Origin of the sequence: Flavihumibacter solisilvae, from assembly GCF_000814475.1 — a bacterium.
GTDB lineage: Bacteria > Bacteroidota > Bacteroidia > Chitinophagales > Chitinophagaceae > Flavihumibacter > Flavihumibacter solisilvae.
Genome location: NZ_JSVC01000013.1, coordinates 109,664 through 132,798, shown reverse-complemented (window position 1 = coordinate 132,798; position 23,135 = coordinate 109,664). Strand labels below are relative to the sequence as shown.

27 protein-coding genes are annotated in these 23,135 nt (G+C 46.6%); 21 read left to right on the top strand and 6 right to left on the bottom strand.

What is annotated here, in order from left to right; genetic code table 11:
- The first annotated feature begins 43 nt into the window (after nucleotides 1-43).
- The 13 genes from OI18_RS12125 (at nucleotide 44) to OI18_RS12065 (ending at nucleotide 11,046) form a co-directional block, all read left to right on the top strand.
- Nucleotides 44-2,167: a tetratricopeptide repeat-containing sensor histidine kinase gene (locus OI18_RS12125; protein WP_082037947.1), complete on the top strand. Its 2,124-nt coding sequence runs from the start codon at nucleotides 44-46 to the stop codon at nucleotides 2,165-2,167.
- 31 nt (nucleotides 2,168-2,198) lie between these two features.
- Nucleotides 2,199-2,432 carry a hypothetical protein gene (locus OI18_RS24695; RefSeq protein ID WP_039140124.1) on the top strand — a complete coding sequence of 78 codons (234 nt, stop codon included), beginning with the start codon at nucleotides 2,199-2,201 and terminating at the stop codon, nucleotides 2,430-2,432.
- A gap of 140 nt (nucleotides 2,433-2,572) precedes the next feature.
- Entirely contained in the window at nucleotides 2,573-3,496 is a 924-nt protein-coding gene (locus tag OI18_RS12115) for a PKD domain-containing protein (protein WP_039140123.1), read from the top strand.
- Nucleotides 3,497-3,619: 123 nt separating this feature from the next.
- Nucleotides 3,620-5,134 carry an IPT/TIG domain-containing protein gene (locus OI18_RS12110; protein ID WP_152616810.1) on the top strand — a complete coding sequence of 505 codons (1,515 nt, stop codon included), beginning with the start codon at nucleotides 3,620-3,622 and terminating at the stop codon, nucleotides 5,132-5,134.
- A 46-nt stretch (nucleotides 5,135-5,180) separates the two neighbouring features.
- Complete coding sequence (locus tag OI18_RS12105; RefSeq protein ID WP_039140121.1) at nucleotides 5,181-5,618, top strand: class I SAM-dependent methyltransferase; 438 nt, start codon at nucleotides 5,181-5,183, stop codon at nucleotides 5,616-5,618.
- 10 nt (nucleotides 5,619-5,628) lie between these two features.
- Nucleotides 5,629-6,042, top strand: coding sequence for a hypothetical protein (locus OI18_RS12100; protein ID WP_039140120.1), 414 nt, complete (start codon nucleotides 5,629-5,631; stop codon nucleotides 6,040-6,042).
- A gap of 15 nt (nucleotides 6,043-6,057) precedes the next feature.
- Nucleotides 6,058-6,909 (top strand): hypothetical protein, encoded by an 852-nt coding sequence (locus OI18_RS12095; protein ID WP_039140119.1) that lies wholly within the window; start codon nucleotides 6,058-6,060, stop codon nucleotides 6,907-6,909.
- A complete protein-coding gene (locus OI18_RS12090) occupies nucleotides 6,906-7,277 on the top strand; it encodes a VOC family protein (RefSeq protein ID WP_039140118.1) in 372 nt (123 codons plus the stop codon). Before OI18_RS12095 ends, OI18_RS12090 begins: the two co-directional genes overlap by 4 nt.
- A gap of 4 nt (nucleotides 7,278-7,281) precedes the next feature.
- Nucleotides 7,282-7,728, top strand: a complete 447-nt coding sequence (locus OI18_RS12085; RefSeq protein ID WP_039140117.1) for a nucleoside deaminase — start codon at nucleotides 7,282-7,284, stop codon at nucleotides 7,726-7,728.
- Between the two features lie 11 nt (nucleotides 7,729-7,739).
- Nucleotides 7,740-8,228, top strand: coding sequence for a hypothetical protein (locus OI18_RS12080; RefSeq protein WP_039140116.1), 489 nt, complete (start codon nucleotides 7,740-7,742; stop codon nucleotides 8,226-8,228).
- A 61-nt stretch (nucleotides 8,229-8,289) separates the two neighbouring features.
- Complete coding sequence (locus tag OI18_RS12075; RefSeq protein ID WP_039140115.1) at nucleotides 8,290-9,357, top strand: linear amide C-N hydrolase; 1,068 nt, start codon at nucleotides 8,290-8,292, stop codon at nucleotides 9,355-9,357.
- A 377-nt stretch (nucleotides 9,358-9,734) separates the two neighbouring features.
- Nucleotides 9,735-10,472 carry an MBL fold metallo-hydrolase gene (locus OI18_RS12070; protein WP_039140114.1) on the top strand — a complete coding sequence of 246 codons (738 nt, stop codon included), beginning with the start codon at nucleotides 9,735-9,737 and terminating at the stop codon, nucleotides 10,470-10,472.
- Nucleotides 10,473-10,494: 22 nt separating this feature from the next.
- Nucleotides 10,495-11,046 (top strand): DinB family protein, encoded by a 552-nt coding sequence (locus OI18_RS12065; RefSeq protein ID WP_039140113.1) that lies wholly within the window; start codon nucleotides 10,495-10,497, stop codon nucleotides 11,044-11,046.
- Nucleotides 11,047-11,048: 2 nt separating this feature from the next.
- Here the strand turns inward: OI18_RS12065 and OI18_RS12060 are convergent, their stop codons facing one another.
- Entirely contained in the window at nucleotides 11,049-11,738 is a 690-nt protein-coding gene (locus OI18_RS12060) for a pirin family protein (protein ID WP_039140111.1), read from the bottom strand.
- Nucleotides 11,739-12,136: 398 nt separating this feature from the next.
- Here OI18_RS12060 and OI18_RS12050 point away from each other — a divergent pair, with 398 nt between their 5' ends.
- From OI18_RS12050 to OI18_RS12035, 4 genes are all read left to right on the top strand, one after another.
- Nucleotides 12,137-12,844, top strand: coding sequence for an SIMPL domain-containing protein (locus tag OI18_RS12050; RefSeq protein WP_039140109.1), 708 nt, complete (start codon nucleotides 12,137-12,139; stop codon nucleotides 12,842-12,844).
- A gap of 129 nt (nucleotides 12,845-12,973) precedes the next feature.
- The gene (locus tag OI18_RS12045; RefSeq protein WP_039140108.1) at nucleotides 12,974-13,354 is read left to right on the top strand and encodes a hypothetical protein; all 381 of its coding nucleotides are present in this window, start codon (nucleotides 12,974-12,976) and stop codon (nucleotides 13,352-13,354) included.
- Nucleotides 13,355-13,466: 112 nt separating this feature from the next.
- The gene (locus OI18_RS12040; protein WP_039140107.1) at nucleotides 13,467-14,015 is read left to right on the top strand and encodes a TPM domain-containing protein; all 549 of its coding nucleotides are present in this window, start codon (nucleotides 13,467-13,469) and stop codon (nucleotides 14,013-14,015) included.
- Between the two features lie 4 nt (nucleotides 14,016-14,019).
- Nucleotides 14,020-15,192: a serine hydrolase domain-containing protein gene (locus OI18_RS12035; RefSeq protein WP_082037945.1), complete on the top strand. Its 1,173-nt coding sequence runs from the start codon at nucleotides 14,020-14,022 to the stop codon at nucleotides 15,190-15,192.
- On the opposite strand, the gene OI18_RS12030 is transcribed toward OI18_RS12035, so the two are convergent.
- Nucleotides 15,186-16,868: a DUF4091 domain-containing protein gene (locus OI18_RS12030; RefSeq protein ID WP_039140106.1), complete on the bottom strand. Its 1,683-nt coding sequence runs from the start codon at nucleotides 16,866-16,868 to the stop codon at nucleotides 15,186-15,188. The two genes, OI18_RS12035 and OI18_RS12030, sit on opposite strands and share 7 nt — an antisense overlap.
- An 87-nt stretch (nucleotides 16,869-16,955) precedes the next feature.
- On the opposite strand from OI18_RS12030, the gene OI18_RS12025 reads away from it, so the two are divergent.
- Nucleotides 16,956-17,582 carry a hypothetical protein gene (locus OI18_RS12025; protein WP_039140105.1) on the top strand — a complete coding sequence of 209 codons (627 nt, stop codon included), beginning with the start codon at nucleotides 16,956-16,958 and terminating at the stop codon, nucleotides 17,580-17,582.
- Between the two features lie 51 nt (nucleotides 17,583-17,633).
- On the opposite strand, the gene OI18_RS12020 is transcribed toward OI18_RS12025, so the two are convergent.
- The 3 genes from OI18_RS12020 to OI18_RS12010 all read right to left on the bottom strand — a co-directional run bounded on the left by OI18_RS12020 (nucleotide 17,634) and on the right by OI18_RS12010 (nucleotide 20,456).
- Nucleotides 17,634-18,335, bottom strand: coding sequence for an aldo/keto reductase (locus OI18_RS12020; protein WP_052273141.1), 702 nt, complete (start codon nucleotides 18,333-18,335; stop codon nucleotides 17,634-17,636).
- Nucleotides 18,336-18,345: 10 nt separating this feature from the next.
- Nucleotides 18,346-19,407 (bottom strand): NAD(P)-dependent alcohol dehydrogenase, encoded by a 1,062-nt coding sequence (locus OI18_RS12015; RefSeq protein WP_039140104.1) that lies wholly within the window; start codon nucleotides 19,405-19,407, stop codon nucleotides 18,346-18,348.
- 65 nt (nucleotides 19,408-19,472) lie between these two features.
- Complete coding sequence (locus OI18_RS12010; RefSeq protein ID WP_039140247.1) at nucleotides 19,473-20,456, bottom strand: aldo/keto reductase; 984 nt, start codon at nucleotides 20,454-20,456, stop codon at nucleotides 19,473-19,475.
- A gap of 136 nt (nucleotides 20,457-20,592) precedes the next feature.
- On the opposite strand from OI18_RS12010, the gene OI18_RS12005 reads away from it, so the two are divergent.
- Complete coding sequence (locus OI18_RS12005) at nucleotides 20,593-21,489, top strand: helix-turn-helix domain-containing protein (protein WP_039140103.1); 897 nt, start codon at nucleotides 20,593-20,595, stop codon at nucleotides 21,487-21,489.
- A gap of 1 nt (nucleotide 21,490) precedes the next feature.
- Here OI18_RS12005 and OI18_RS12000 read toward each other — a convergent pair whose 3' ends face one another.
- Nucleotides 21,491-22,108: an NUDIX hydrolase gene (locus OI18_RS12000; RefSeq protein ID WP_039140245.1), complete on the bottom strand. Its 618-nt coding sequence runs from the start codon at nucleotides 22,106-22,108 to the stop codon at nucleotides 21,491-21,493.
- A 63-nt stretch (nucleotides 22,109-22,171) separates the two neighbouring features.
- Between OI18_RS12000 and hemG the strand changes: the two genes are divergently transcribed.
- Together hemG and OI18_RS11990 are read left to right on the top strand one after the other, a co-directional pair.
- Nucleotides 22,172-22,717, top strand: a complete 546-nt coding sequence (gene hemG, locus OI18_RS11995) for a menaquinone-dependent protoporphyrinogen IX dehydrogenase (protein WP_039140102.1) — start codon at nucleotides 22,172-22,174, stop codon at nucleotides 22,715-22,717.
- 14 nt (nucleotides 22,718-22,731) lie between these two features.
- Complete coding sequence (locus OI18_RS11990; protein ID WP_039140101.1) at nucleotides 22,732-23,124, top strand: glyoxalase superfamily protein; 393 nt, start codon at nucleotides 22,732-22,734, stop codon at nucleotides 23,122-23,124.
- Nucleotides 23,125-23,135 lie beyond the last annotated feature (11 nt).

The following is a 23,135-nucleotide window of genomic DNA, read 5'->3' as shown; positions in this document are numbered from 1 at the left end:
CTTTACACTTATCAAAATATTAGTGTAAATTACAAGCCAGGATATGAAACTGACTTTTGTCATATTCATATTGTCTATACACTGCTTGCAGTGCGGGCCATGCCTCGGCCAAAAGAAACAGATTGACAGCCTTGTAGAGGTGCTTAACACATTATCTGACACCAGCAGGGTGGACTGTCTCAATGAACTGGCCCGGCTGCATATAGTAACCAGTCACAAATCCCATGGCAAGCCGGATACGGCATGGCACTACCTTGACCAGGCTGCCTCAGAGGCGATAAGAATAAAATACTTCCGCGGTATCGCCCTTACAATGCAACGCAGGGCATGGATAGAAAGGATCCTGCTGTCCAATTTTCCGAAAGCAGAAGAATATGGCAAACAATCGCTTTACTGGTATACCAAAACGCCAAATAAAGAGGGATTGTGTTATTCGCTGGTCGAAACGGGACAGGTAATCTTCTCCCAAAGCAGGTATGATGAAGCCATCCGGTTTCTGCTGGAATCCTTTGAATGTTTCAGGAAAGAAAATGACCAGGCGATGATCTGGCCGCTATCCCTCACCGGCCAGGTGTACAGGGAAAAAGGAGAATACAATAATGCCTTTGACGTTTTTCGCCAGTGCCTGCAAATTGCATCGAATACAGGAAACGAACGCAGGGTAACGCAGGAGCTTCTCAATATCGGTCATCTGTACAGTACCATCGAATCGTATGAAACAGCGTTGTTATACTACCGGAAAGCTTTCGACCGCATGCCGCCGAAGGAAAGAAGTGTGTTTGATATTGTTAACTACGCCGGCGCCCTGACAAAGCTTAAAGATTTTGATTCCGCTCTAATTTACTATCACACGATCGACACAGATGAAATAAAGCAACTCAATCCGCAAAACCTTCGGTTCTACCTGGCAGGTGTAGGTGAATATTTCCTTGCCCGACATATGTACGATTCGGCCCAGGAGTACCTGTCGAGGGGACTTACCATGAACCTCGGGACAAAGGACCACAACCAGGTGAAAAGGTTATTGCTCGATCTTGCCAGGAATGACCTGTCAACCGGCAACTACAAGCTGGCCTTAAAAAATACCCATGAAGGATTAAGGATAGCCAAAGAGACGCGTTCAAAGCAATATATCCGTGATGCGTACCAGGTACTGTACGAAACATTTGATCGCCTGGGAAAAGAAGACAGTGCCTACCAGTATTTTAAATCATACACAATGATGAAGGATACCGTGCTGAGTGACCAGGTCAAAGGAAAATTTGCCGCATTTGAATTTGAACAACAGATTGAACAACTGGAAAAAGACAGGAAACTTCAACAGGCAAAGCTCGAGAAGATGGCCATCGTACGAACCTTCATCATTGGCGGATCAATCATATTACTGGTATTGGGCATTTTTGTCATTTTCAGCATTAACCTGCAGAAAAAGAACGAAACCCATCGACGGATAATTGCTGAGAATGAATTGGGAATGAAAAGCCTGGAAAGTGAACGTCGGCAGGCAGAATTGAAACGGCATGCTGCTGAACTCGAAATGCAGGCCCTGAGGGCACAAATGAACCCTCATTTCATTTTCAATTCGCTGAACTCCATTAACCGCTTTATACTTCAAAACGACAGACAGCAAGCCTCTGAATACCTGGCTAAGTTCTCAAGACTGGTCAGGATGATCTTACAGAATTCGCAGTCTCCGCTGATCACTCTCGAAGATGAACTGGAAGCTTTGTCACTATATCTTGACCTCGAATGCCTTCGGTTCGCACAGCATTTCGATTATAAAATCACTTTGCATGATGACCTGGAAGCCGATGTAGTAAAAATTCCACCCCTCGTTATTCAACCATATGTTGAAAATGCGATCTGGCACGGGTTAACCCATAAGAACGAAAAAGGACATCTTGATATCATCATTTCAGCGGAGGAAGATCATCTTCTTGTTAAAATCCTGGATGACGGAGTGGGACGAAGACGAGCGACTGAGCTGACTGCAGCCTTACCGGCTCAACATAAATCCATGGGACTGAAGATAACGGCAAACAGGATTGCGCTGCTGAAGGAATCCAATACAGGAGTGCCGCCGGTTACCATTATCGACCTGGTTCATCCTGGCGGCGAGCCCGCCGGAACAGAAGTAAATCTCCGGCTTCCTTTAATAGAAAACTAAATTATTTAGCATTTCTTACTACCTTGCAGCCATGCCTAACTACCGGATTTCATACTATTTGGATGGCACCTTTCATTGTGGTACGCGGGATTCCGAGATCAAGGATATTGATATTGCATTCAAGCATTACGAAAGGCTGGCGGAGCGGTATTTCGGTACCGGCAGGTTGTTCCACTTCGACTGTGTGATGATATCCAGTCATTCCCCGGCGATTCCCAAAGGCTCTCAGCCGAGAAAAGGACCGGGGAAATACAGGAACAAGTAGCAATAAAATATAACCAATTAGCTGCATATTTCAAGCAGTGTTTTTCCCCTTACCTGGTCAAAAACTCTGAAGTAAATTGATAGTCCCGCGTATCCCCGACCGGTAGCTCCTGCCCACACAGCATTTTAAAACTCAGCTATATGAGAATCTCAACCTGGATCCTGCTGGTTGTTTTCGCTTTTTCTTCCTGCAGGAAAAATGATTGTGAAGCGCCAAAACCAAAGGCGGACTTCACCTACGAAATTGATCCCTCCGGCAAATTTCCCACAGAAGTAAAATTTACTTCAGCATCGTCCGACAGTCGCACCTATGCTTGGACATTTGGTGATGGACAAACTTCCACTGAAGAAAACCCGGTGCATCAGTATGCGCAACCAGGCAATTATGTTGTAACCCTTGTTGTCACCGGTCCCGGAGGCAGCGACAGTATTTCAAAAACAATCTGCATTCCTCAAATCAGGCCGGAGCCGATCCTTAACTCCCTACTTGTCTACCTGATAACGCCAAGGGATAATGAATTCAACCCAGATTACTTTACTGCATTGAAAGATGCTACTCTCAATTTGCAGGAATGGTATAAAACTCAAATGGGCAATGGTAAAACTTTTGTGTTGAATCCCTGGGTAGTCGATACGCTCACTGGTTTGCACGACAGCACCTGGTACAATAGTTACAATGGCGAATTCAGCGGAACTGATCCTCGTTTCTATGGATTCTATAACACCCTTAATGAGATGCAGGAGCAATTGGGCAGCAGCTTCAATATGACTGACTTCGCCTACTTTGTATATGTAGCTGCCCCGGGTGGGGGTGCGGGCTTCCCGGGCTTCTGTGCGATGGGCGACCAGGACCTGAAAGGACTTCTTGGAGAGAACCCCGAAAACCTAAATCCAAACAGGTGGATCGGCGGTGGCGGCCATGAATTGGGGCACGCGTTTGGACTTCCACACCCGGCCAACGAAAACGGGTTGGCCATAATGTGGACGGGTTACCTTATTTACCCAGACTGTATCCTTCAGCAGGAAGATAAGGATTGGCTTAATTCAATCCCGTTTTTCAGGTAGCACACCACATTCCACTACATTTATCCGGCTGTTCATCCTGTTCATCAGGCCACCTGTAGTGACAGGCGCGTTTGAGCTAACGTTGTTGCCTACTTTCGCCCCTCACTTTAAACCTTGTTGCCTGTGAATATCCGTAAATTCTCAGCCTGCCTGTTGGCAGCGGTACTACTATTTGCATCCTGTGGAAAGAAAAATGATAAGCCCGGCGATCATGGCAACCCCGGTAATCCGCCACCCGGCGCCAATGCGCCTACAATTGGTGCATTTTTACCCGCTTCAGGGGCAGTTGGCACCATAGTCAGGATTGCCGGCACTAATTTCAATACAGACAGGGCAAAAAATATAGTGAAGTTCAATGGAACTGAAGCACTTGTTTCGGAAGCTACGACTACTGAATTACGCGTAACCGTTCCCGCCGGTGCTACATCAGGCAAAATCACCTTAACAATAGCTGATAAAACAGCAACCAGCAGCGCAAACTTCACCGTTACCGGCGACCAGCTGCTCATTACTGGTGTAACCCCTGATCGCGCAGAAACTGGTAACATAACGATTGAAGGAACGGGTTTCATAAATACGGGCGCTGGTATTTTTGTGAAAATCGGGAACCTTGACGCAGATCTGCAGCCTGGTTCCACCACCACACGCTTAATCGTAAACATGCCTGCACATCTGCCGGCAGGAGATCATGATGTAACGGTCATCGCCAATAGTCAGTCCGTCACGCGCATCAAAGGCTTCCATCGCGTTGGCTGGATGGTGAAAAAGATTGCAGGTTCGGGAGCCACCGGTCGTACTGACGGTCCGGGAACTACCGCTACGTTTACCAGCCCTGCAGGTTTGACAATCGACAAAGACAACAATTTTTACGTAATAGACGGTCCCGTGATCAGGAAGATCGCACCGGATGGTACAGTTACCAGCCCTTTCACAGCCCTGTCTGCCACTCCTGCGGCAATAACAATCGACAGAAACAATAATATTTATGCTTCACTGGAGTCCAGGCATGTAATTGTAAAAATTGATGCACAGGGAGTGATCAGTAACATCGCGGGACTATTCGGACTTTCAGGAGACATAGATGGCATTGGGGAAAATGCGCGGTTAAACAATCCGAAAGGAATAGCCGTGGATCCGGGCGGACAATTCCTTTACGTGAGTGACTGGGGTAATCACAAGATCAAAAAAATCGACCTCACTACACGGCAGGTGTCTGGTTATACTGGTGATGGAGACATACTTTTCCCGGGTAACCTGGCCCTTCACGATAACGGCACACTGTATGTCTGCCAGTCTAACAATGGCCGCATTCGAACCATCAATACGCAGACTGCTGAAATCAGCACTTTTGTACAAGGACTGACCGATCCGCCCAACCACGCGGTGATTGATGAATCCGGGGCAGTATATGTGTTAACTACCGGCGTTGGTCAGGTAGCGAAATATGATGCCAATGGACAACTGTTGATTGCCCGCATGGCAGGGAGCCAGGTTATCAATGATAGTGACGGTGCAGCTACAGAAGTTTCATTTGGATTTCCCTCGGGCTTTGTTGGCTATAAGAATGGACAGGGCCAGTTGGTCTTTTATATCGCGGATACCCGTAACCGCAAAATCAAGGAATTGAAATACGAGTAACAACCTCAATTTGCATAGCTTTAGCTGATCAACCAGTTTTCGCGGTATGACACCGAATCTTTCGAAACGATTAGCTGAGATTGTAGATGCACTGCCGGTAAAAAAAGGATCAAGGATCCTTGAAATCGGATGCGGTACAGGAGTTGCTGCCCGTGAAATCGCCGGCCGGCTCGGGAATGGGCACATCCTCGCCATTGACCGGTCATCGAAAGCCATTGAGCAGGCAATCAAAGGATCTGCCACTGAAATCTCGAAGGGTAGCTTAACTTTCCGCAAGACAACAATCGAAGAATTCGAACTGGAAGCCGGCGAAGTGCCGTTTGATTTTGCATTTGCTATCCGTGTGGGTGCACTTGATGGCCGCCATCCTGAAATTGAACAGCAGGCATTGGCTAAAATCGCAAAAGCGCTTAAGCCCGGTGGCAAACTGTTTATCGACGGGGGAGATCCGCTTAAAGAAGTCAAACTGCGAAACGTCCAATAAAGCAATCACCATGCAGGAAAACCCGCAACAGGACATTGAACAATTGATCCAATACAGCATTGGATTCGCTGATGAGCTGTTAAACAAACACAGGGAATTTTATCCTTTCGCTTCATATATTTCCGTGGTTGGGGAACTGGTGCCTATCCGCGTTAATTCCGAAGAAGAATTCCCCGATAGCAGTGAACTGATTACAGAGCTATTGGAAGTCCTGGAAAGCCTGGAAGAAAACGGGGAACTGATCGCCTATGCCATCGCAATTGACTCGAACGTAACCAATGACCAATACCCCGGATCAACCGATGCGATAACCGTGCAGACTTTTCATTCTCAACTAGAGCAACAACTCAATTATTATTTCCCTTATAGATTTGTAGACGAACAACTTGAAATTCTTGAAGGCTGGGGCGAAATAAATCAGTAACACTTCAATCTCATAATGATATCCGAAAACTATCCATTATTTGTCGGCCTGGTCCAGGATCGGTTTCATTACCTCAATCTTTCTTTTGAGCAGGCGGAAAAAGTTTACCAATACGAGCAGGATAAAGAAAGTTATTCCGGGGAGAAAGGTTTTACTGATTGGGAAGAGCGGGACTATGAACGGACAATTATGATGGAGATTCTCACCGCGGAACAATTCTCTTCCTACGAGACAATCCGTAATGAGAACATTCAGCAGCATGAAAGATACCTGGCAGAAGAAGATGGAGGGCTGGCGAACCAGTTTGCCTACTCTACCGAATTAATAAATTTTTACGAAACAGTTTATCTTCCGGAGTTTCTTAATGACCGAAATATAACAAGGCAATACGTGCGTGCATTAAACCAGGCTGCTAAAGTCGAATTCCTGAAAAAAGAATATAAAAAGTTTCTCGTTGATTCTAAAAGGGAAATCCTCATCACTCATTTTCGCCTGTACAGAACTTTCAAGCCAAATCAATTGAAACTTTCCCTGTTGCATCATAGCCTTTCTTACATCTTCCCTGACTACCAGGCTTTCAAAAGTCGAATGGATGATGCAACCAGGACTGTTGCGGAATATTTAAAAGAAAAGTTGCAAATCGTGCCGGAAACAACCGATGAACTATTCCTGCGAAAATCAAAAGAACTGAACGAATTTGTTACTGCCATTACCAAAAAATATTTCGGTGATCCCAGGGAATGGAATATTGCTATCGGGCATTATACACCAGAACAGGAAAGGGAAAACCGGATCATGTTTCCCCTTTTGCTTGATAAAGAAAGTTACGGTTTAAGAAAGTCAATGAACCAAAGCTATACAACATGAAACTAGGCGCATTTTCAATCAGTCTCAGTGTCAAAGACATCAACGCTTCCAGGCAATTTTATGAAAACCTCGGTTTCAGTGTCTTTGCCGGCGACCAGGCAAAGAACTATCTAATCATGAAAAACGGGAACGCATTAATCGGACTGTTCCAGGGAATGTTTCCCAATAATATCCTGACCTTTAACCCGGGCTGGGATGAGAATGCTAATAAAATGGAATCCTTTGATGATATCAGGGAAATCCAAAAACAGTTGAAGCAAAAGGGTGTAACACCCGACAGTGAAGCAGATGAAACGACCACCGGCCCGGCCAGTATGTTTCTTACAGACCCAGACGGCAATACGATTCTACTTGACCAGCACATTTAACGTTATGACTGACCTTGCGTTATATGAACAATTAATGCGAAGATGTATTGAACTGGGCAGGATCGCAAAGCAACGCGGTGAAAGCCCGGTGGGTGCAGTTATCGTTAAGGACGACCATGTAATTGCCGAAGGAATCGAAAGCGGGAAAATGCACAAAGACATTACTTGTCACGCTGAAATCGAAGCAATCCGAAATGCCATATTAACGTCCGGCAACACAGACCTCTCTGATTGTTTCCTGGTTACAACTCATGAACCCTGCATCATGTGCTCATACGTGATCAGGCACCACAAAATCAAGCTGGTTGTGTTTGGACTGGCAACCAGAGAAATTGGTGGTTACAGTTCAGGTTTTCCTGTACTTTCAACCAGCAACATTTCAACATGGGCAGCCCCGCCAAAGATCATTGAAAAGGTCCTTGAACAGGAATGCCGGAATTTACATGAGTAATTTTAAAGCTGATGGAAAATGAGATCATATTTACGGAAAGGCAACAATTCAGGCAGTGGTGGCTTTGGCTAATACTCCTGGGTGTAAACTTTCTTTGCCTTTTCAATATCTATAACAGGCAGATTCCGCCCGGCAAATCCGGCCTGTTCATCGCAATCATTTTGACCCTGCTGTTAGTCATTTTCTTTTACATCCTACGGCTTGAAACGATCATTAAAAAAGACGGGATCTACGTACGCTTTTTCCCATTTCATCTTGAATTCAGGCATTACTCCTGGTATGAGCTTTCAAAAACTTATGTAAGAAAATATTCTCCACTGCTCGAGTATGGTGGCTGGGGGATCAGGATCGGCATCTTTGGCAAAGGGAAAGCATACAATGTTTCCGGTAACCAGGGCCTGCAACTCGAATTCAACAATGAAAGACGCCTGTTGATTGGCACCAGTAATCCCGAAGAACTGAAAACCGCCCTGGTCCAGTCCGGGCATTACAAGGAATAAACTCCGTACCCGCTGCTCCTTTCCCCGCAAATTGAATTCGTTAAACTTAAATCTTCCGGAAATGAAAAAGTTGAGAACTCAAGTGAGGGCATTACTGGCAATTGTGTTAACGACGGGATGGGGTTTCACTATCACAAACACAACTACTGCCTGTACACGCGTCGTTTACAAGGGCCCTGGCGGCCTGACAATAACTGCGCGTTCTATGGACTGGCGGAGTGAAATCCCCGCCAATCTGTGGATCCTTCCAAGGGGAATTGAAAGAAACGGTGAGGTGGGGAACACTTCCATAAAATGGAGCGCGAAATATGGCAGTGTCATTACTACTTCATGGGACCTTGCCTCATCTGATGGGATGAATGAGAAAGGATTGGTGGGAAATATGTTGTGGCTGGCTGAATCTAAATACCCCGACTTTCAAAAAGACGGAACGAAAAAAGGCCTGGCAGTTTCGTTATGGCTTCAATATGCATTGGACAACTTTGCTACTGTTAAGGATGCAGTTGATGCATTTGGGAAAAATGACTTTGTTGTAGTTACTGCCAATATTCCCGGAACGGATATTTATTCCACGATTCACCTGTCACTTTCAGACGCAAATGGAGACAATGCCATCCTGGAATACATCAACGGCAAACTCGTCATTCATCATAGCAAGGAGTATATCGCGATGACAAACTCGCCCATCTTCGAAGACCAGTTGGCAATCAATACTTATTGGAAGTCGATTCCTGGGACAGTAATGCTTCCCGGAACCAATAGGGCGGCAGACAGGTTTGTACGGGCTTCGTATTATATCCATGCTATTCCGCAGACAGACAATACACGGGTGGCGCTTGCAAGTGTATTCAGCGTGATCAGGAACTGTTCAGTACCGTATGGCATATCGTCAGAAAAGGAACCTAATATTTCCTCCACACGGTGGAGAACAGTTGCCGATCAGAAAAACCTCGTGTATTACTTTGATAATGTTCTAAACCCGAATGTCGTTTGGGTGGATTTTAAAAAGATCGACCTGAGTGAAAAAGGGAAAGTGAAAAAGCTCAGTCTCGCTAACAATGAAAACTATGCAGGCGAATCGTCAGCCGACTTCAGAGAAACCCAACCATTCAGGTTTGCAGGATTATAATAGCCTCAAGAAACGGATTATTCCGCTTTTTTGTCGGATTATTCCGGATTTTAGTCGGATTATGAAATAGTGCTTGGATTTTATTTAAATGCTGCCTATTATTAATGTCCTGGCCGGAAACCTGCGGAAGCTTTCACAATGCCTTGAAAGAGCCGTCCAGAAGAATAAAACAAGCATAAAAAAAGCATCCGGAAAGCATGCAGGAAGCATGTTTGAAGCATGTTTGAAGCTATAAAGAAGCATCCTGGAAGCATGCCGGAAGCTACAAAAGTGCATGAACGACAGGTACAGGGATGCATGAACGACAGGTTTTTCGGTCAAAACCAAAGAATAAGTACCTTGCCGGTAATTCTTTCTCCCACCCAAAACTTTCGGTCATGTATCAGATCCATGAAATTGCGCCGGATGTTTTTCGAATCAGCGTTTTTGTTCCGGACATACAACTTCAATTCAATCATTTTCTTGTCAGGGACGATGAGCCCCTCCTCTACCACGCAGGAATGAAAATGATGTTTCCCGTTGTGCACGAAGCAGTAAAAACGCTCATAGACCCCGCCTCAATACGATGGATTGGTTTCAGTCACTTTGAAGTGGATGAATGTGGCGCCCTGAACGACTGGCTCAACATTGCACCGAACGCGCAGCCGGTCTGCAGCGAAGTGGGTGCTATTGTTAACATGAGTGATTTTTCTGCCAGGCCTGCGCTCGCCATGAAAAGTGGCGACATCCTTGAAACCGGCAAGCGCAGGTACCGCTTCATCCGCACCCCTCACCTTCCCCACGGCTGGGATGCGGGGGTTATGTTTGAAGAAACTGACAAGACCCTGCTTTGCTCCGACCTCCTTCACCAGAACGGTGAGTGTTGTGCCATAACAGACAAGGATATCCTGGAATCGCACAGGTCTTCTTTACTGTACTTTGAATCGGGGCCGCTGATGGATTATACGCCATACAACCATAACACCCCGAAACTTCTCGCCGAACTGGCAGCGCTGCAACCGAAAACTTTGGCTACTATGCACGGCTCATCATATTTCGGCGATTGCTCGAAAGTACTTACCGACCTTGATGATGTGATGAAACAGGTGTGGGGAGAAAAGCTGGTTCATGCCTGAAGTAGTAAATAAACCTTGTACCATGGATGCACTTACCAACCTGAAATGCAGCCTCTGGAAAAGCTTCGGTGGAAGCATCGATATGCTGAATAACGCCATTGAACTCTGGCCCACAGAACTTTGGGATACCAAAAAGAAGTTCTTCTACATTGCCTATCACACCCTGGTCTTCCTGGATTACTACCTGACCATACCACCCGAAAATTTCAAATCCACTCTTCCCTTCACCTTAACGGATCAGGCGGAGATCCCTGAAGACGCGATCGATGACGTTGTGCCCGACCGCATTTATTCGAAAGAAGAATTACTAACCTATACTCATTTCTGCCGGGAGAAATGCCACAGCGTTATTGCCGGGCTTACGGAAGACAAACTCCAGGAGCGGTGGATCGGCCAATCGAAACATCTTGATCTGGCTTTATGCAGCCAGGCAGCAATGAGCTATTCTGTCCTGGATATCCTGTTTTATAATTTGAGGCATGTCCAGCACCATTCGGCCCAACTAAACCTCCTGCTGCGCCAGGAGATCGACAATGCACCGGAATATGTATCACAGGCCGAAGACAGCCTGTAGACTTAGGGTACCAGCCTGATCACGAGTATGATCGCCCCATCGGAAAGCGCCTCGTATTCCAGGCTTTTGATACCCCATAATGCAAGTCCATCCCGCCCCTGGATCAGCCGGTCGTTTACTTCAAACGCTCCTTCAATTACATATACAAAGTATTGCTGGTCGTGCTGGTCGAAACTGAGACAGCCTTCATGTCGCCAGTCATAAAGGCCTATAGAGAAATCGTGGCCCGACCGGATCTTTAATTGATGAAGGCTATTCAAGGCTTCTTCAAGGCTAAACCCAATGACCTCCCTTTCCACAGGGCACACCGAATCTATTTCAATGAACAGGTAGCTGATTGGATGCCCGAGGAACTTGTTGCTGATCCGGACTGTCTCCCCAGGCTCGAGCGGGAAATGCATCACCTGGCCAATTTCCGCTTTGAAATGAATGCTATCCGTCCGGCACTCACAGGCACCTATTACGGGAATTACTATTATCTCGAGTTGCCTTTTGGCTGTATGGGTAATGGTCATTCCCGGTCCAAGTGTTTCATCGTTCAACGTACGCAGATGACCGAAAGGTTCGTTGTGTCCATCATCATAACGTCCCAAACCAAACGTATGAAATGTCTGGTGAACAGCGGATCGCGTACAACTCCTTTTTTCTGCCAGGAAGATCTTTGCGCCTGATATAGGATTTGTTTCTTCCATAAACTAAGCGGCCGGATTTTTCGAGGGGAAGGGCCCCGCGGTTTCTGAGCTTGTCGTATTGCAACTTCCTTTTGAGGCGCCAGCCGGATCGTCGTCCTTGCTGCAGCCGGAGATACCTCCGATAACAAAGGGTATAAAAAGGCTCGTCCTCCCCAGCCGCCTGATAAACTCTTTTCTCTCCATAACGAGGGCTTTTAGTTGTGAGTCCCCCGAAAATATCGTGGTACGCAAAACGCCAGGCTGAAGATGCGACCAACCCGGCATCGGTTGCGATGAACCCTCCTTTATATCAAACAAGTAGTTCAGATTGTTTTATAATATTCTAAAATAGTTTGCCAGCTCGTTGTGTAAAACTCAACAAACCCTCATCTATAAATTGAATCGCTAAAAATCAATTTATGAAGAGACTAATTATTTCCGCCCTGACGTTACTTTGCTTTTCCCTTGCTGCGAATAGCCAGTCGAAGAATTTTATTGATGTTCCCTACCTGGAAGTAAATGGAAGGGCGGACAGCCTTGTCACGCCCGATCAGATCTACATAAAAATTATTCTATCCGAGAAGGACAGCCGGGACAAAGTACCCATCGAAGAAACTGAAAATAAAATGGTAGCCGCACTGAAATCGCTTGGCATCAACACCGAAAAAGACCTGGTGATCCGCGACGTTATGAGCAACTATAAGACCTACCTGCTAAAACAGAAGGATATAATAAAGGTGAAGCAATATGTCCTGAAGGTATCGGATGCCGTAACAACCGGCAATGTTTTTCTTAAACTGGAAGAACTGGGGATCTCCAATGTTTCAATAGAAAGGGTTGATCATTCCGAAATGGAAAAAATCAGGAATATCTGTCGGTCAAAAGCAGCCGGAAACGCCAAAGCCAGCGCACAGGCCCTGACAACACCCCTTGGCCAGGTAGTTGGTCCGGCCATTCATATCTCAGAAAACCAACCGCAAAACCCCGACGGGTACTATCGGGCTCGGTTAGATGAAGTAGTGGTAACGGCGTTCAATACTGTAAAACAAGACAAAACAGTTCCGATTATTGAATTTGAAAAAATCAAGGTGGAAAGTGTCGTGAATATAACATTCATGATAAAGTGAGCCTCCAGAACGCCCGGAAAAAAATTCCGGGCTTTTTTTTGTGGAAAGCCAAACTTTCAGAATCTTACCAAAGGTCTCACCTCCTGTTTCCGCCCGGCGGAATATCGTCTAACCTTAAACGCTTTGAAAATGAGAAACAAAATCGGAATCCAGAACTACTTCCTTATGTATGTCATTTTAATGATCGTTTGGACCCTCCTCCACATTAATGACATCTTCGGACCTTCAAAAGGCATGGCCAGTTATATCCGGAATTACCAGGTTGTCGCAATCCTGTTGAATTTCCTGTTACTAACTGCTATCCACATCTTTGAAGTGCGGATCAACTTCACCTACATCTTTGTGTTGCCTATTGTAACCCACGCAATAAGTTCGCTGTTCACTTACCTATTCCTGTTTGTATTCCAGATTTTTCACCTGACCGACCTGGTGGCATTCTTTTATCTCACCGTTACCGTAATGACGACACTGGTAACTTTGAAAAGGACCCTGCGAACCTTTGCCTCCTGACAAAGGACACACCATTACTGGCAAATGAAACTGGCAACTGATTTTCAGCTGATCGCACCATTATTCACTAACTTAACAGCAGGAATGTTTTAAAAGTTCCAAAACCATTTCAATGTTCCCCGCCTCCAGATATTTTGGAGCAATCCTGCTTTTAGTGGTTGCGCTAACCTGCACCGGACAGGTCAAAACAAAAAAGCAGGCGTACTCCTATTGGGACAGCCTGCCCAACCCCGTTGGCTGGGTCAATGATTTTGAAGGACTATTTACCAATACACAGAAAGAACATCTCGATAGCATTATCGAGAACTTCAAGCGCGAGACCGAAATTGAGATTGCGATTGTAACAGTTGACAGTTCCGCTACGTCCAGGGAAAGGTTTGACTCCCTTACGCTATATATGGCAAATAAATGGGGAGTCGGACAGGCGGGAAAAGACAATGGCATCCTGATCGGAATTTCCAAAGGACACAAGAAAATCAGGATCCAGAATGGCTACGCCATCGAAAAGCTCATCTCCGACGACGAGACTAAAATGATAATTGCCAAATATTTTCTTCCTGCATTTAAATCAGGCAATTATTACACAGGAACAAGAAATGGACTGATAAAGCTGATTGACCTGCTGAAGCTTAAACTAACAGGAAAACCTCAAGTAACCTGATCACATGAATAAAGTATTTAGCGTCTTCGTCCTATTGCTTGCCTCATTCACAGCATTCGGCCAAAGCCCGGCAGCCACCGCAAAAGTTGATACTGCTATTGAAAGGATTATGAAAGAATCAGGAATGGTCGGCCTGGGGGCAGCTATCATCGTTGATAAAAAACTGGCCTGGAGTAAAGGATATGGTTATGCGGACCTTGCCACGAAAAAACCATTCACTCCAACTACCATCATGAATATCGGTTCCATCAGCAAAACCTTTACCGGGGCCTGCATGATGCGTGCAGCTGAAGATAAAAAGCTTTCACTCGACGAGGACATCAATACCTATCTTCCCTTCAAAGTCACCAACCCGAACTTTCCCGATGCAAAAATTACACTGAGAAACCTGGCAACTCATACATCCGGAATCGCGGATCGCGATCCTTTTTATTCGGACAGCACTTACCACTATGGCGGAGATTCGCCGGAACAGCTGGGCGACTTTCTCAGGAACTACCTGGTACCCGGCGGCAAACACTATTCAACCAGCAACTTCCTGGAAAAAAAACCCGGTTCCTACCGGGAGTATTCGAACATTGCAGCGGGCCTGGCCGGATATATCGTTGAACTTCGAACGGGTAGGAAACTTAATGACTATTGCAGGCAGACCATCTTTAAGCCGTTGGAGATGAACAATTCGGGTTGGTTCCTGTCGGAAGTCAACCTTGGAAATCACACCAAACTGTATAATAAAACAGGTGACAGCATCAGGATCATTCCATTCTATAGCTTAACGACTTACCCTGACGGCGGGGTACGCACGTCAGTGGACGAGTTATCACACTTTTTTATCAGCCTGCTGAACAACGGAACATACTCCGGGACCAGGATTCTGAAAAAAGAATCTGTCGATGAAATGCTGAGATTCCAATTTACTGCTTCGAACAAGCCGGAAAATGTGAACCTGGACAAGCAGAATTCCGGGATTTTCTGGTCAACCAAACTAAATGCAAGCAGGATAGGGCACGGTGGCTCCGATCCTGGCATAAAGACGGAAATGCTGTCGGACCTGTCAAAGGAAATTGGCGTGATTATCTTTACCAATACAGACCTGAAGGAATCCGATTTAAAAAAGTTTTTTGATATCTATGAGGTCCTTTATAAACAAGGACAGGCAATAAAAAACGGTTACTGATTCAGTACGCTCTTAGCCTGCTTCACCATTTCTGCCGCCGGCTTTTCACCCAGGGCCTTTATTGAAAACTTTTCCAATACTGCCGCCAGCTCATTCAACTTTGTCAAATTGCCTGCGGCCTTGTATTCCTTCCGCAATTGTTGGATTTTTTCATAGTCCTGCACACCTTCGATCATCTTTTCAAACCGGATCGACGATAAAGGACCGGGATATACCTGGTAGGTATCACCTGCTGGCCATGCCGTAAAGCGGCTGTCCGTGAGCGGGGATTTTGTCCAGCTGTTGAACGCCCAGCGAAGGTATCCATCCATTCCGGAAGCAGCGGTATACCATCCGAGCCAGACATGTTCATCGGGCGGTGAAAATGTAAAGCCATTCGGCAGTGCTTCAGTACAACAGGTGTACCAGGTGCTGATCTTCCCCTCAGCTTTCCGGCGGATCAGCACATTTTGCGGGAATTGCCATCTCGATGCCACACAATAATCGTATATGTCTTTTTCGATTTCAGGATGATAGTCACCGGCCAGGGTCACTTTCCAATTGGGGTCTATCCCGCGAAGCAGTCTTATCACTGCCTGCATGGATTCCATCGGGCGTTCATCCATTGCGATGGCAGTTATACCGAACCAGTCCTTTTCCTTCAGGTGGCGCGTAAAATCGGTGAGCATGTTTGTCCAGAATTCATTGTACTCCGGTGTGCCGATTGCGCCGGTAAATACGGTATCCCTTTGCAGGCTTTCGTCGTAGTAGGTGAACGCGATCTTCCAGGGAACCATACTATAACAGCTGATCCTGTTTTTAATGCCGCAGCTCATCACGAAGGAAACGTATTTGTCGAACAGGGAATAATCGTAACTCCAGCTGCCATCGTCCTTTTTAGTCCATTTTATAAGTCCGGGGTAATCGTCATAAGTCTGGTGTCCCCAGGGCTCATTCACTATACTTGCGGTAATCACTTTCTGCCCGGCTGAAGCCAGCTGCGTATAGTATTTCCGCATCCAATCGAAATGTGCATCACTCCACAGTTCCACATTATGCACCCGGGCAATGGACGCAGGGTGCTGCCACAGGTCAAGGTTGTAGGTCCAGTCGGCAGGAGAACTCAGTGTCTTGTCCAACACTTTCAGAGTAATAGCCAGGTCGTATTTTTTATCTGCCTGCACTGATACTGTCCCGGTGTATTCACCGGCCGATGCATCAGCCGGCACCTTAACGCTAATCCAGACTGGCTGGGTGCTTCGCTTCTCCAGCTTTATGGAAGAAACATCCGTATTGATGATATCGGCAACCAGCGACGAATCAAAATCAGTCGTTTTGCGGTAGCCGCAGCCACCCTTGAACTCATCGGTCATCACGTACTGGACGAAGCCGGTTACGATATTCTCTTTTTCAATAATATTTCCTTCTGCATCTTTCAGGTCTGTCACTGTCACCTGCAGGTTTTTTACCCCTTTATTCCCCCACAGAACGAGCTGCGTATGTACTTTTTCGTTTTTCCAGGCCGTGGCATTCCACTCCATGTCCGGGGTAATTACAGGGGGCAATTCCCTCGCCAGTCGCTGGTTGGTTTCAGCAAAACTCACCTGCACGTGCCTGGGCCAGGTGGGTTTGCTGGTTTTCTGGGCTGACGCAGAAAGTGCAGATACAAAGGCGCAAAAGAAAAGGAATCGTTTCATTATTGCAGGAACTATTTGTAATAAATATATTGTGATAATCCGGTGTTTAAGTCCGCAAACGATTGTTAAATATTTTATCCTGTACTTATGAGAGATCTTATCGCAATTATTATAGGCGAAAGACTTACCCTTCTCAAGGGATTAATTGTCTCCTTCCTGCTTGTATTTCCATTCACATTCCTGCCGATAATCAATGATGGGCTGACCTGGAGCAATATTCATGCGCGATTCCCGATGTCAACTTTATATGCACTGGGATTTTCGCTTGCCGTGGTTGTTGCAGCTGTAATCCAGAACTACAATGACCTGGTCGACCGTAAATACCTGCTGGATAAACCTGCGTTCGCGAAACTCGATTTTCATGGGCGGCTGGACGGTGTGGGTAGCATTTTAAATGAACTGGAAACTTTCCTGCTCGAGAAAATAGGACGTTATTATTTCCGGTTGAATATCATAAACCCGGATAAAAACAATTTCCAGGTAGAGATAGTACCAGTGATTGACATAGAAGAAGATCAGGAACTTAAGTCCAAACTGAGGCAGCAGCTTGGCTTCACGGAGAACAGATTTTTTGGAGTTTCCATAAATGCAACAGATGCTGATCTCGACAATGAAACCTTTCTATTGAATAAGCTGACTGAGATAGAAAAAACTTTGTCCGACCTTGATGTAAGGCAGCCTGGTTTTGCAGAAAACGATCTTTTACTTGATTGATAAACATGAAAGCCTTGTCAACTTAAAATTGACAAGGCTTTCTTTAACATATCAGCATGTCACTCCCCGCGAACCGGGGCAAATGCTATTACCAAACTGTTGCATACTGTTTCGGACAGTCAATATCAATTTACCCATCCTATCCGGAATAGTCCGCTTCGATACAGTCACAGAACGCCTGGGCGACATCACAATTGAATAGCCGTAGAATTCTATCCCGTCCGCTCCCAGCCGCATGGGCAGGTTGCTCGATTGCAACTGCATCTTATCGTAGTCGTTCGACTGGATCGCTACCTGGTTAACCGCTGGAATAATTTCACTTCCTTTTACCAGGTCGCTAAGCAGATCGGCCTGGAAATTACTAACTCCAATCGCCCTGATCCTTCCTGCTTTACACAACTCCTCCATTGCCTGCCATGCCCCCTGGATATCATCACCGGGCTGCAGCAGGTATAAATCAAGATAATCCAGTCCCAGCCGGCAGAGCGTCAATTCAAATGCCCGTCTCGCCTGCACATAACCGGTAGCTTCCAGCTTTGCTGCAATAAACAATTCCCGTCTCGCGATCCCGCTGTTCCGGATAGCGCGGCCTACTGCTGTTTCATTGGCCCCTGAGGCAAGATCAAGCATCCGGTAGCCGGTTTGGATGCCTTCTATTACTACACCTTCACACTCATATGCAACTTCCATCTGCTGAACGCCAAATCCGAACACCGGCATTTTTACTCCATTATTCAATATAACTTCCTGCATATTTGTTAGTTTAATTCTTCAACGAAGCCATGTCAATTACAAAGCGATAACGAACATCGCTCTTCAGCATCCGCTCATACGCTTCATTTATATCCTGGATTTTGATAAGCTCAATGTCTGACACGATATTGTGTTTACCACAGAAATCCAGCATTTCCTGGGTCTCGGCTATTCCACCGATCACGGAACCCGCAACTGCTTTCCTGCCCATGATCATCGGTACAGAATGAACTACAGGATCAAGGGGACCGAGATAACCAACCAGCACCAAAGTCCCATTTGTTGCGAGGGTCGCCACATAAGGATTAAGATCATGTGCATAAGGTACAGTGTCGATGATCAGGTCAAACTTGCCTGCTGTCGCCTCCATGCGTTTCTGGTCTTCAGAGATGATGAAGTCATCCACACCGAGTTTATAGGCGTCCTGCTCCTTGCTTTTTGATCTTGAAAACAATGACACATGTGCACCAAGACCTTTCGCCAGTTTGATCGCCATATGGCCGAGACCACCAAGACCGATCACTGCTATCCTGCTTTCGGGGCCAACTTTCCAGTGCTTTAGTGGAGACCAGGTTGTAATACCGGCACAAAGCAACGGTGCTGCAGCAGCCAGGTCAATTCCTTCCGGCACCTTTAAAACAAAATGTTCATCTACCACCACCTTTTCAGAATAACCGCCATAGGTCATCTGCCCTTTCAAATGCTTATCCGGGCTGTTGTATGTTAACGTAAACCCGGGGATGCAATACTGTTCGAGGTCCTGTTTGCAGTTCGAGCAGGTACGGCAGGAATCCACGAGGCACCCCACTGCGGCATAGTCGCCCACCTTGAATTTCTTTACAGCTGATCCCACTTTGGTTACCCTGCCCACGATCTCGTGCCCGGGTACCACGGGGTATTGCGAACCGCCCCAGTCATTCCGTGCTGAGTGCAGGTCGGAATGGCATACACCACAATAAAGGATCTCTATTTCAACATCTTTCTCTGTTGCCTCACGGCGATCGATCTGCATTTGCTTTAACGATGCCGTCGGTGATTCTGTTCCAAACGCTTTAACGCTGAATTTTTCCATAAGTCTGTTGTTTACGATTTGGTATTTTGACAAGTGACCTAACAATCTTCCCGCCGATCGGTTTTTTACCTGCCGATATTTTTTTGAAATTGTTCGGGATAACGGGCACCCTTAACTTCTATTTGCGAGAATACTTCGTTGATCTCCCGCAGGTCATCCGCAGTCAGTTCCAGGGAAGCAGCGCCAAGATTCTCTTCGAGGCGGCTGATCTTTGTAGTTCCCGGGATCGGTACGATCCACGGCTTTTGTGCAAGCACCCAGGCGAGGGCAACCTGGGCTGAGGTCGCATTCTTTTTCTGAGCGAAGGCCTGGAGTTGTTCCACTACCGCCTGGTTGGCTTTCCTGTTTTCTTCTGCGAAACGGGGAAGCGTGTTGCGAAAGTCGTCGCTCGCGAAATTGGTGGATTCATTTATCGCACCGGTTAAAAATCCCCTGCCGAGTGGACTGAAAGGCACAAAGCCGATTCCCAGTTCTTCCAGTGTAGGGAAAGTCTCCGTTTCCGGTTCACGCCACCAGAGCGAATATTCACTTTGAAGGGCTGTAACGGGCTGCACAGCATGCGCGCGACGGATGGTCTGTGCACCTGCTTCAGAAAGACCAAAGTATTTCACTTTGCCTTCCTTAATCAGTTCGCTGATTGTGCCTGCCACATCTTCGATCGGCACGTTGGGATCAACCCGGTGCTGGTAGAAGAGATCGATCCTGTCGGTCTTCAGTCGCTTCAGCGAAGCTTCTGCAACGCTGCGGATATTCTCAGGCCTGCTGTCGAGGCCGACGCCTGCCTGGGCTTTCTCGAACCCGAATTTTGTGGCAATCACTACTTTATCGCGGAACGGCGCAAGTGCTTCGCCGAGAAGTTCCTCGTTGGTGAACGGACCGTAAACTTCTGCAGTGTCGAAGAAGGTCACGCCCAGTTCAATGGCCCGGTGCAACAACCGGGTGGCATCTGCCTTATCGGCGGCAGGTCCATAGCCAAAGCTCAGTCCCATACAACCGAGCCCGATCGCGGACACTTCCAGCCCGCTTTTTCCTAGTGTTCTCTTTTTCATCCTGCAAATTTCCTGTTCATCTGCTTCTGTTTTCTTATACGGATTACTGGATTCCCTACCAAAATCACTGGTTGGAGTGTGCGGAAAGAAATTTAAACTTTCGAAGGGGTAATTTTGTTTGGTAAACCTCAGGGATATGCAAAAATTAGTGAGATTCGATACGGTCAGCCAGTACAACGCCTTCAATAACCATGAAACCCTGCACCCTCTTGTGAGCGTACTTGACCTGTCAAAGGCTACGCCCAGGCAGCACACGAGAATGAGTTTCGGCTGTTATGTTGTTGTGCTGAAAGAAGTAAAATGCGGCGACCTGCGGTATGGCCGACATTACTATGATTACCAGGAAGGCACGCTTGTTTTCTTTGCACCCGGACAGGTAATCGGGGTTGAGAACAACAGTGAATATTACCAGCCGCAGGGCCATGCACTGGTCTTCCATCCCGATCTCATCCATGGCACATCACTTGGCCGCAACATCAAGGACTATACATTCTTTTCCTACGAAGTTCATGAGGCATTGCATCTGTCGGAAAGGGAAAGACAGATCGTGATGGATTGCCTCTCCAAAATCCAGTTCGAATTGCAGCATGGGGTGGACAAGCACAGCAAGAAACTGATCGTAACGAATATCGAATTGTTCCTGAATTACTGTGTGCGCTTCTATGATCGCCAGTTCATTACCCGCGACAATGCACATAAAGGTGTTCTGGAAAAATTTGAAGACCTCCTGAATGACTATTTCCAGTCAGACAAGCCGCAGACCCTGGGCCTGCCTTCCGTTAGCTACTGCGCTTCCGAACTGCACTTGTCTGCCAATTATTTCGGCGACCTGGTAAAAAAGGAAACCGGCAAATCAGCCCAGGAATATATCCAGCTCCGCCTGATCGATAAAGCCAAGGAAAAAATCTTTGAACCCGGGAAGTCAGTCAGCGAAGTCGCCTATGAGCTCGGCTTCAAATACCCGCAACACTTTACACGGTTGTTCAAGCAAAGGGTCGGCTTCACCCCAAATGAGTACAGGTCGCAGAATTGATTCAGTCGCAGTAAGTCTCCCTGTCCGGATACTCCTGGTATTCAAACATCAGTTCAACCTGCTCCGGCAACACCCTTTCCAATGACATCGGCGGCAAATTGTCTTTTGCGAAAAAGCCTTTATCGAGAATATCAAATGCCTTATTCCATTCGCCCCCGGTAACCCTGCATTGGATGAACATCTTGTATACATATTCCAGCGCAGGCGGATGTGGGTGAAGTCGTTTATCCATCACTGCAAGCAGCCTCTCCGGTTCAACATGCAGTCCCGTTTCTTCGAGTACTTCCTTAACTGCAACTTCCTTTGGTGAGATACCGATATCTGCCCAGCCTCCGGGTAAAGACCAACGCCCGTCAGCCCTTTCCTTTACCAGCAGGATCTCCCGCTTTTCATTGAACACAACAGCCCTGATGTCAGTCTTGGGTGTAACATATTCTTTGGTATCGGAATAAAACAGGGAAAGTTTTTCAACTGGTTCATTAGTGAGCAGTTCCACCAGTCCGAGACTGATGGACTTCAGTTCTTCATAACGTTCACGGTCGTAGTCGTCCGTGCAGTAGCTAAGTCCCACATGGCTGATCGCTTTCAGTCTTTTCGCATAATCAAGTATTGCCTGCATGATCGCAAGATATATTTTTCCGATGGCACCCGTCACGCCTTAACTTTAGTTAAACAATCAGCCATGAAAATCCTGGTAGTTTATAGCACCACTGAAGGCCAGACCCGGAAGGTCTCAGAATTCATTGCAGATACATTGAAAGAGTCCGGCCATGAGGTCACCGTTTCGAATGCAGCGGAACAACCTCCCACTCCACTGCAATTTGATGCGATAATTGCCGGCGGATCAATCCACATTAACCACTATCAATCTGCTGTAACGACTTACATCAGGCATAACGTTGATGCCCTGAACAAAATGCCTGCCGCATTCTTCTCCGTTTGCATGGCCGCAGCTTCGAAGAACGAAAAAGAACACCGTGACGCAGAACGGATCACAGCAGAATACCTTCAACGCATGGGTTGGAAACCAATGATAACAGCCCAGGTTGCCGGCGCGTTGAAATATACGCAGTACGGCTTTTTCAAGCGGCTGGTAATGAAATACATCGCAAGGAAAGAAGGCGGATCTACAGACACTTCTCACGATCATGAATATACCGATTGGAATGCAGTGAGGCAGTTTGTAATTCGCTTTGCAGAAAAAGCAAACGCAACCATTTCACACTAAAAACGTATAGTGCTATGGCAGAAAACCACCCGGCAAAGTTTCGAGTTGAAAATATCGCACCAATCCTGAACGTAAGTGATATGGTCCGGAGCCTCGACTTTTATGTCGGCATTCTCGGTTTTAAAAATGCGGACTGGGGTACAGACGAGTTCAGTTTGGTCAGCCGTGAGAACAGCGGATTATATTTATGCAAAGGCGGCCAGGGAATGCCCGGAACCTGGGTATGGATCGGGTTCGACGGCGATATCTTCTCCCTGTACAGAGAGTTAGTGCAAAAAGGCGTAACGATCGTCCTGGCGCCCACCAATTTCTCCTGGGCCTGCGAAATGCAGGTAAAAGATCCGGATGGACATGTACTGCGATTCGGCACAGACCCCGATGAACAGCAACCATTTGCTGATAGGTGAAATTGGCTGCA

Excerpts from the sequence above, each read along its gene's own strand:
- OI18_RS12075 (WP_039140115.1), top strand. The coding sequence starts at position 8,290 with ATGAAAAAGTTGAGAACTCAAGTGAGGGCATTACTGGCAATTGTGTTA.
- OI18_RS12040 (WP_039140107.1), top strand. The coding sequence starts at position 13,467 with ATGTTCCCCGCCTCCAGATATTTTGGAGCAATCCTGCTTTTAGTGGTT.
- OI18_RS12030 (WP_039140106.1), bottom strand. The coding sequence starts at position 16,868 with ATGAAACGATTCCTTTTCTTTTGCGCCTTTGTATCTGCACTTTCTGCG.
- OI18_RS12080 (WP_039140116.1), top strand. The coding sequence starts at position 7,740 with ATGGAAAATGAGATCATATTTACGGAAAGGCAACAATTCAGGCAGTGG.
- OI18_RS12025 (WP_039140105.1), top strand. The coding sequence starts at position 16,956 with ATGAGAGATCTTATCGCAATTATTATAGGCGAAAGACTTACCCTTCTC.
- OI18_RS12115 (WP_039140123.1), top strand. The coding sequence starts at position 2,573 with ATGAGAATCTCAACCTGGATCCTGCTGGTTGTTTTCGCTTTTTCTTCC.
- OI18_RS12020 (WP_052273141.1), bottom strand. The coding sequence starts at position 18,335 with ATGCAGGAAGTTATATTGAATAATGGAGTAAAAATGCCGGTGTTCGGA.
- OI18_RS12010 (WP_039140247.1), bottom strand. The coding sequence starts at position 20,456 with ATGAAAAAGAGAACACTAGGAAAAAGCGGGCTGGAAGTGTCCGCGATC.
- OI18_RS12065 (WP_039140113.1), top strand. The coding sequence starts at position 10,495 with ATGGATGCACTTACCAACCTGAAATGCAGCCTCTGGAAAAGCTTCGGT.
- OI18_RS24695 (WP_039140124.1), top strand. The coding sequence starts at position 2,199 with ATGCCTAACTACCGGATTTCATACTATTTGGATGGCACCTTTCATTGT.
- OI18_RS11990 (WP_039140101.1), top strand. The coding sequence starts at position 22,732 with ATGGCAGAAAACCACCCGGCAAAGTTTCGAGTTGAAAATATCGCACCA.
- OI18_RS12095 (WP_039140119.1), top strand. The coding sequence starts at position 6,058 with ATGATATCCGAAAACTATCCATTATTTGTCGGCCTGGTCCAGGATCGG.
- OI18_RS12070 (WP_039140114.1), top strand. The coding sequence starts at position 9,735 with ATGTATCAGATCCATGAAATTGCGCCGGATGTTTTTCGAATCAGCGTT.
- OI18_RS12050 (WP_039140109.1), top strand. The coding sequence starts at position 12,137 with ATGAAGAGACTAATTATTTCCGCCCTGACGTTACTTTGCTTTTCCCTT.
- OI18_RS12125 (WP_082037947.1), top strand. The coding sequence starts at position 44 with ATGAAACTGACTTTTGTCATATTCATATTGTCTATACACTGCTTGCAG.
- OI18_RS12045 (WP_039140108.1), top strand. The coding sequence starts at position 12,974 with ATGAGAAACAAAATCGGAATCCAGAACTACTTCCTTATGTATGTCATT.
- OI18_RS12085 (WP_039140117.1), top strand. The coding sequence starts at position 7,282 with ATGACTGACCTTGCGTTATATGAACAATTAATGCGAAGATGTATTGAA.
- OI18_RS12015 (WP_039140104.1), bottom strand. The coding sequence starts at position 19,407 with ATGGAAAAATTCAGCGTTAAAGCGTTTGGAACAGAATCACCGACGGCA.
- OI18_RS12000 (WP_039140245.1), bottom strand. The coding sequence starts at position 22,108 with ATGCAGGCAATACTTGATTATGCGAAAAGACTGAAAGCGATCAGCCAT.
- OI18_RS12035 (WP_082037945.1), top strand. The coding sequence starts at position 14,020 with ATGAATAAAGTATTTAGCGTCTTCGTCCTATTGCTTGCCTCATTCACA.
- OI18_RS12100 (WP_039140120.1), top strand. The coding sequence starts at position 5,629 with ATGCAGGAAAACCCGCAACAGGACATTGAACAATTGATCCAATACAGC.
- OI18_RS12090 (WP_039140118.1), top strand. The coding sequence starts at position 6,906 with ATGAAACTAGGCGCATTTTCAATCAGTCTCAGTGTCAAAGACATCAAC.
- OI18_RS12105 (WP_039140121.1), top strand. The coding sequence starts at position 5,181 with ATGACACCGAATCTTTCGAAACGATTAGCTGAGATTGTAGATGCACTG.
- hemG (WP_039140102.1), top strand. The coding sequence starts at position 22,172 with ATGAAAATCCTGGTAGTTTATAGCACCACTGAAGGCCAGACCCGGAAG.
- OI18_RS12060 (WP_039140111.1), bottom strand. The coding sequence starts at position 11,738 with ATGGAAGAAACAAATCCTATATCAGGCGCAAAGATCTTCCTGGCAGAA.
- OI18_RS12005 (WP_039140103.1), top strand. The coding sequence starts at position 20,593 with ATGCAAAAATTAGTGAGATTCGATACGGTCAGCCAGTACAACGCCTTC.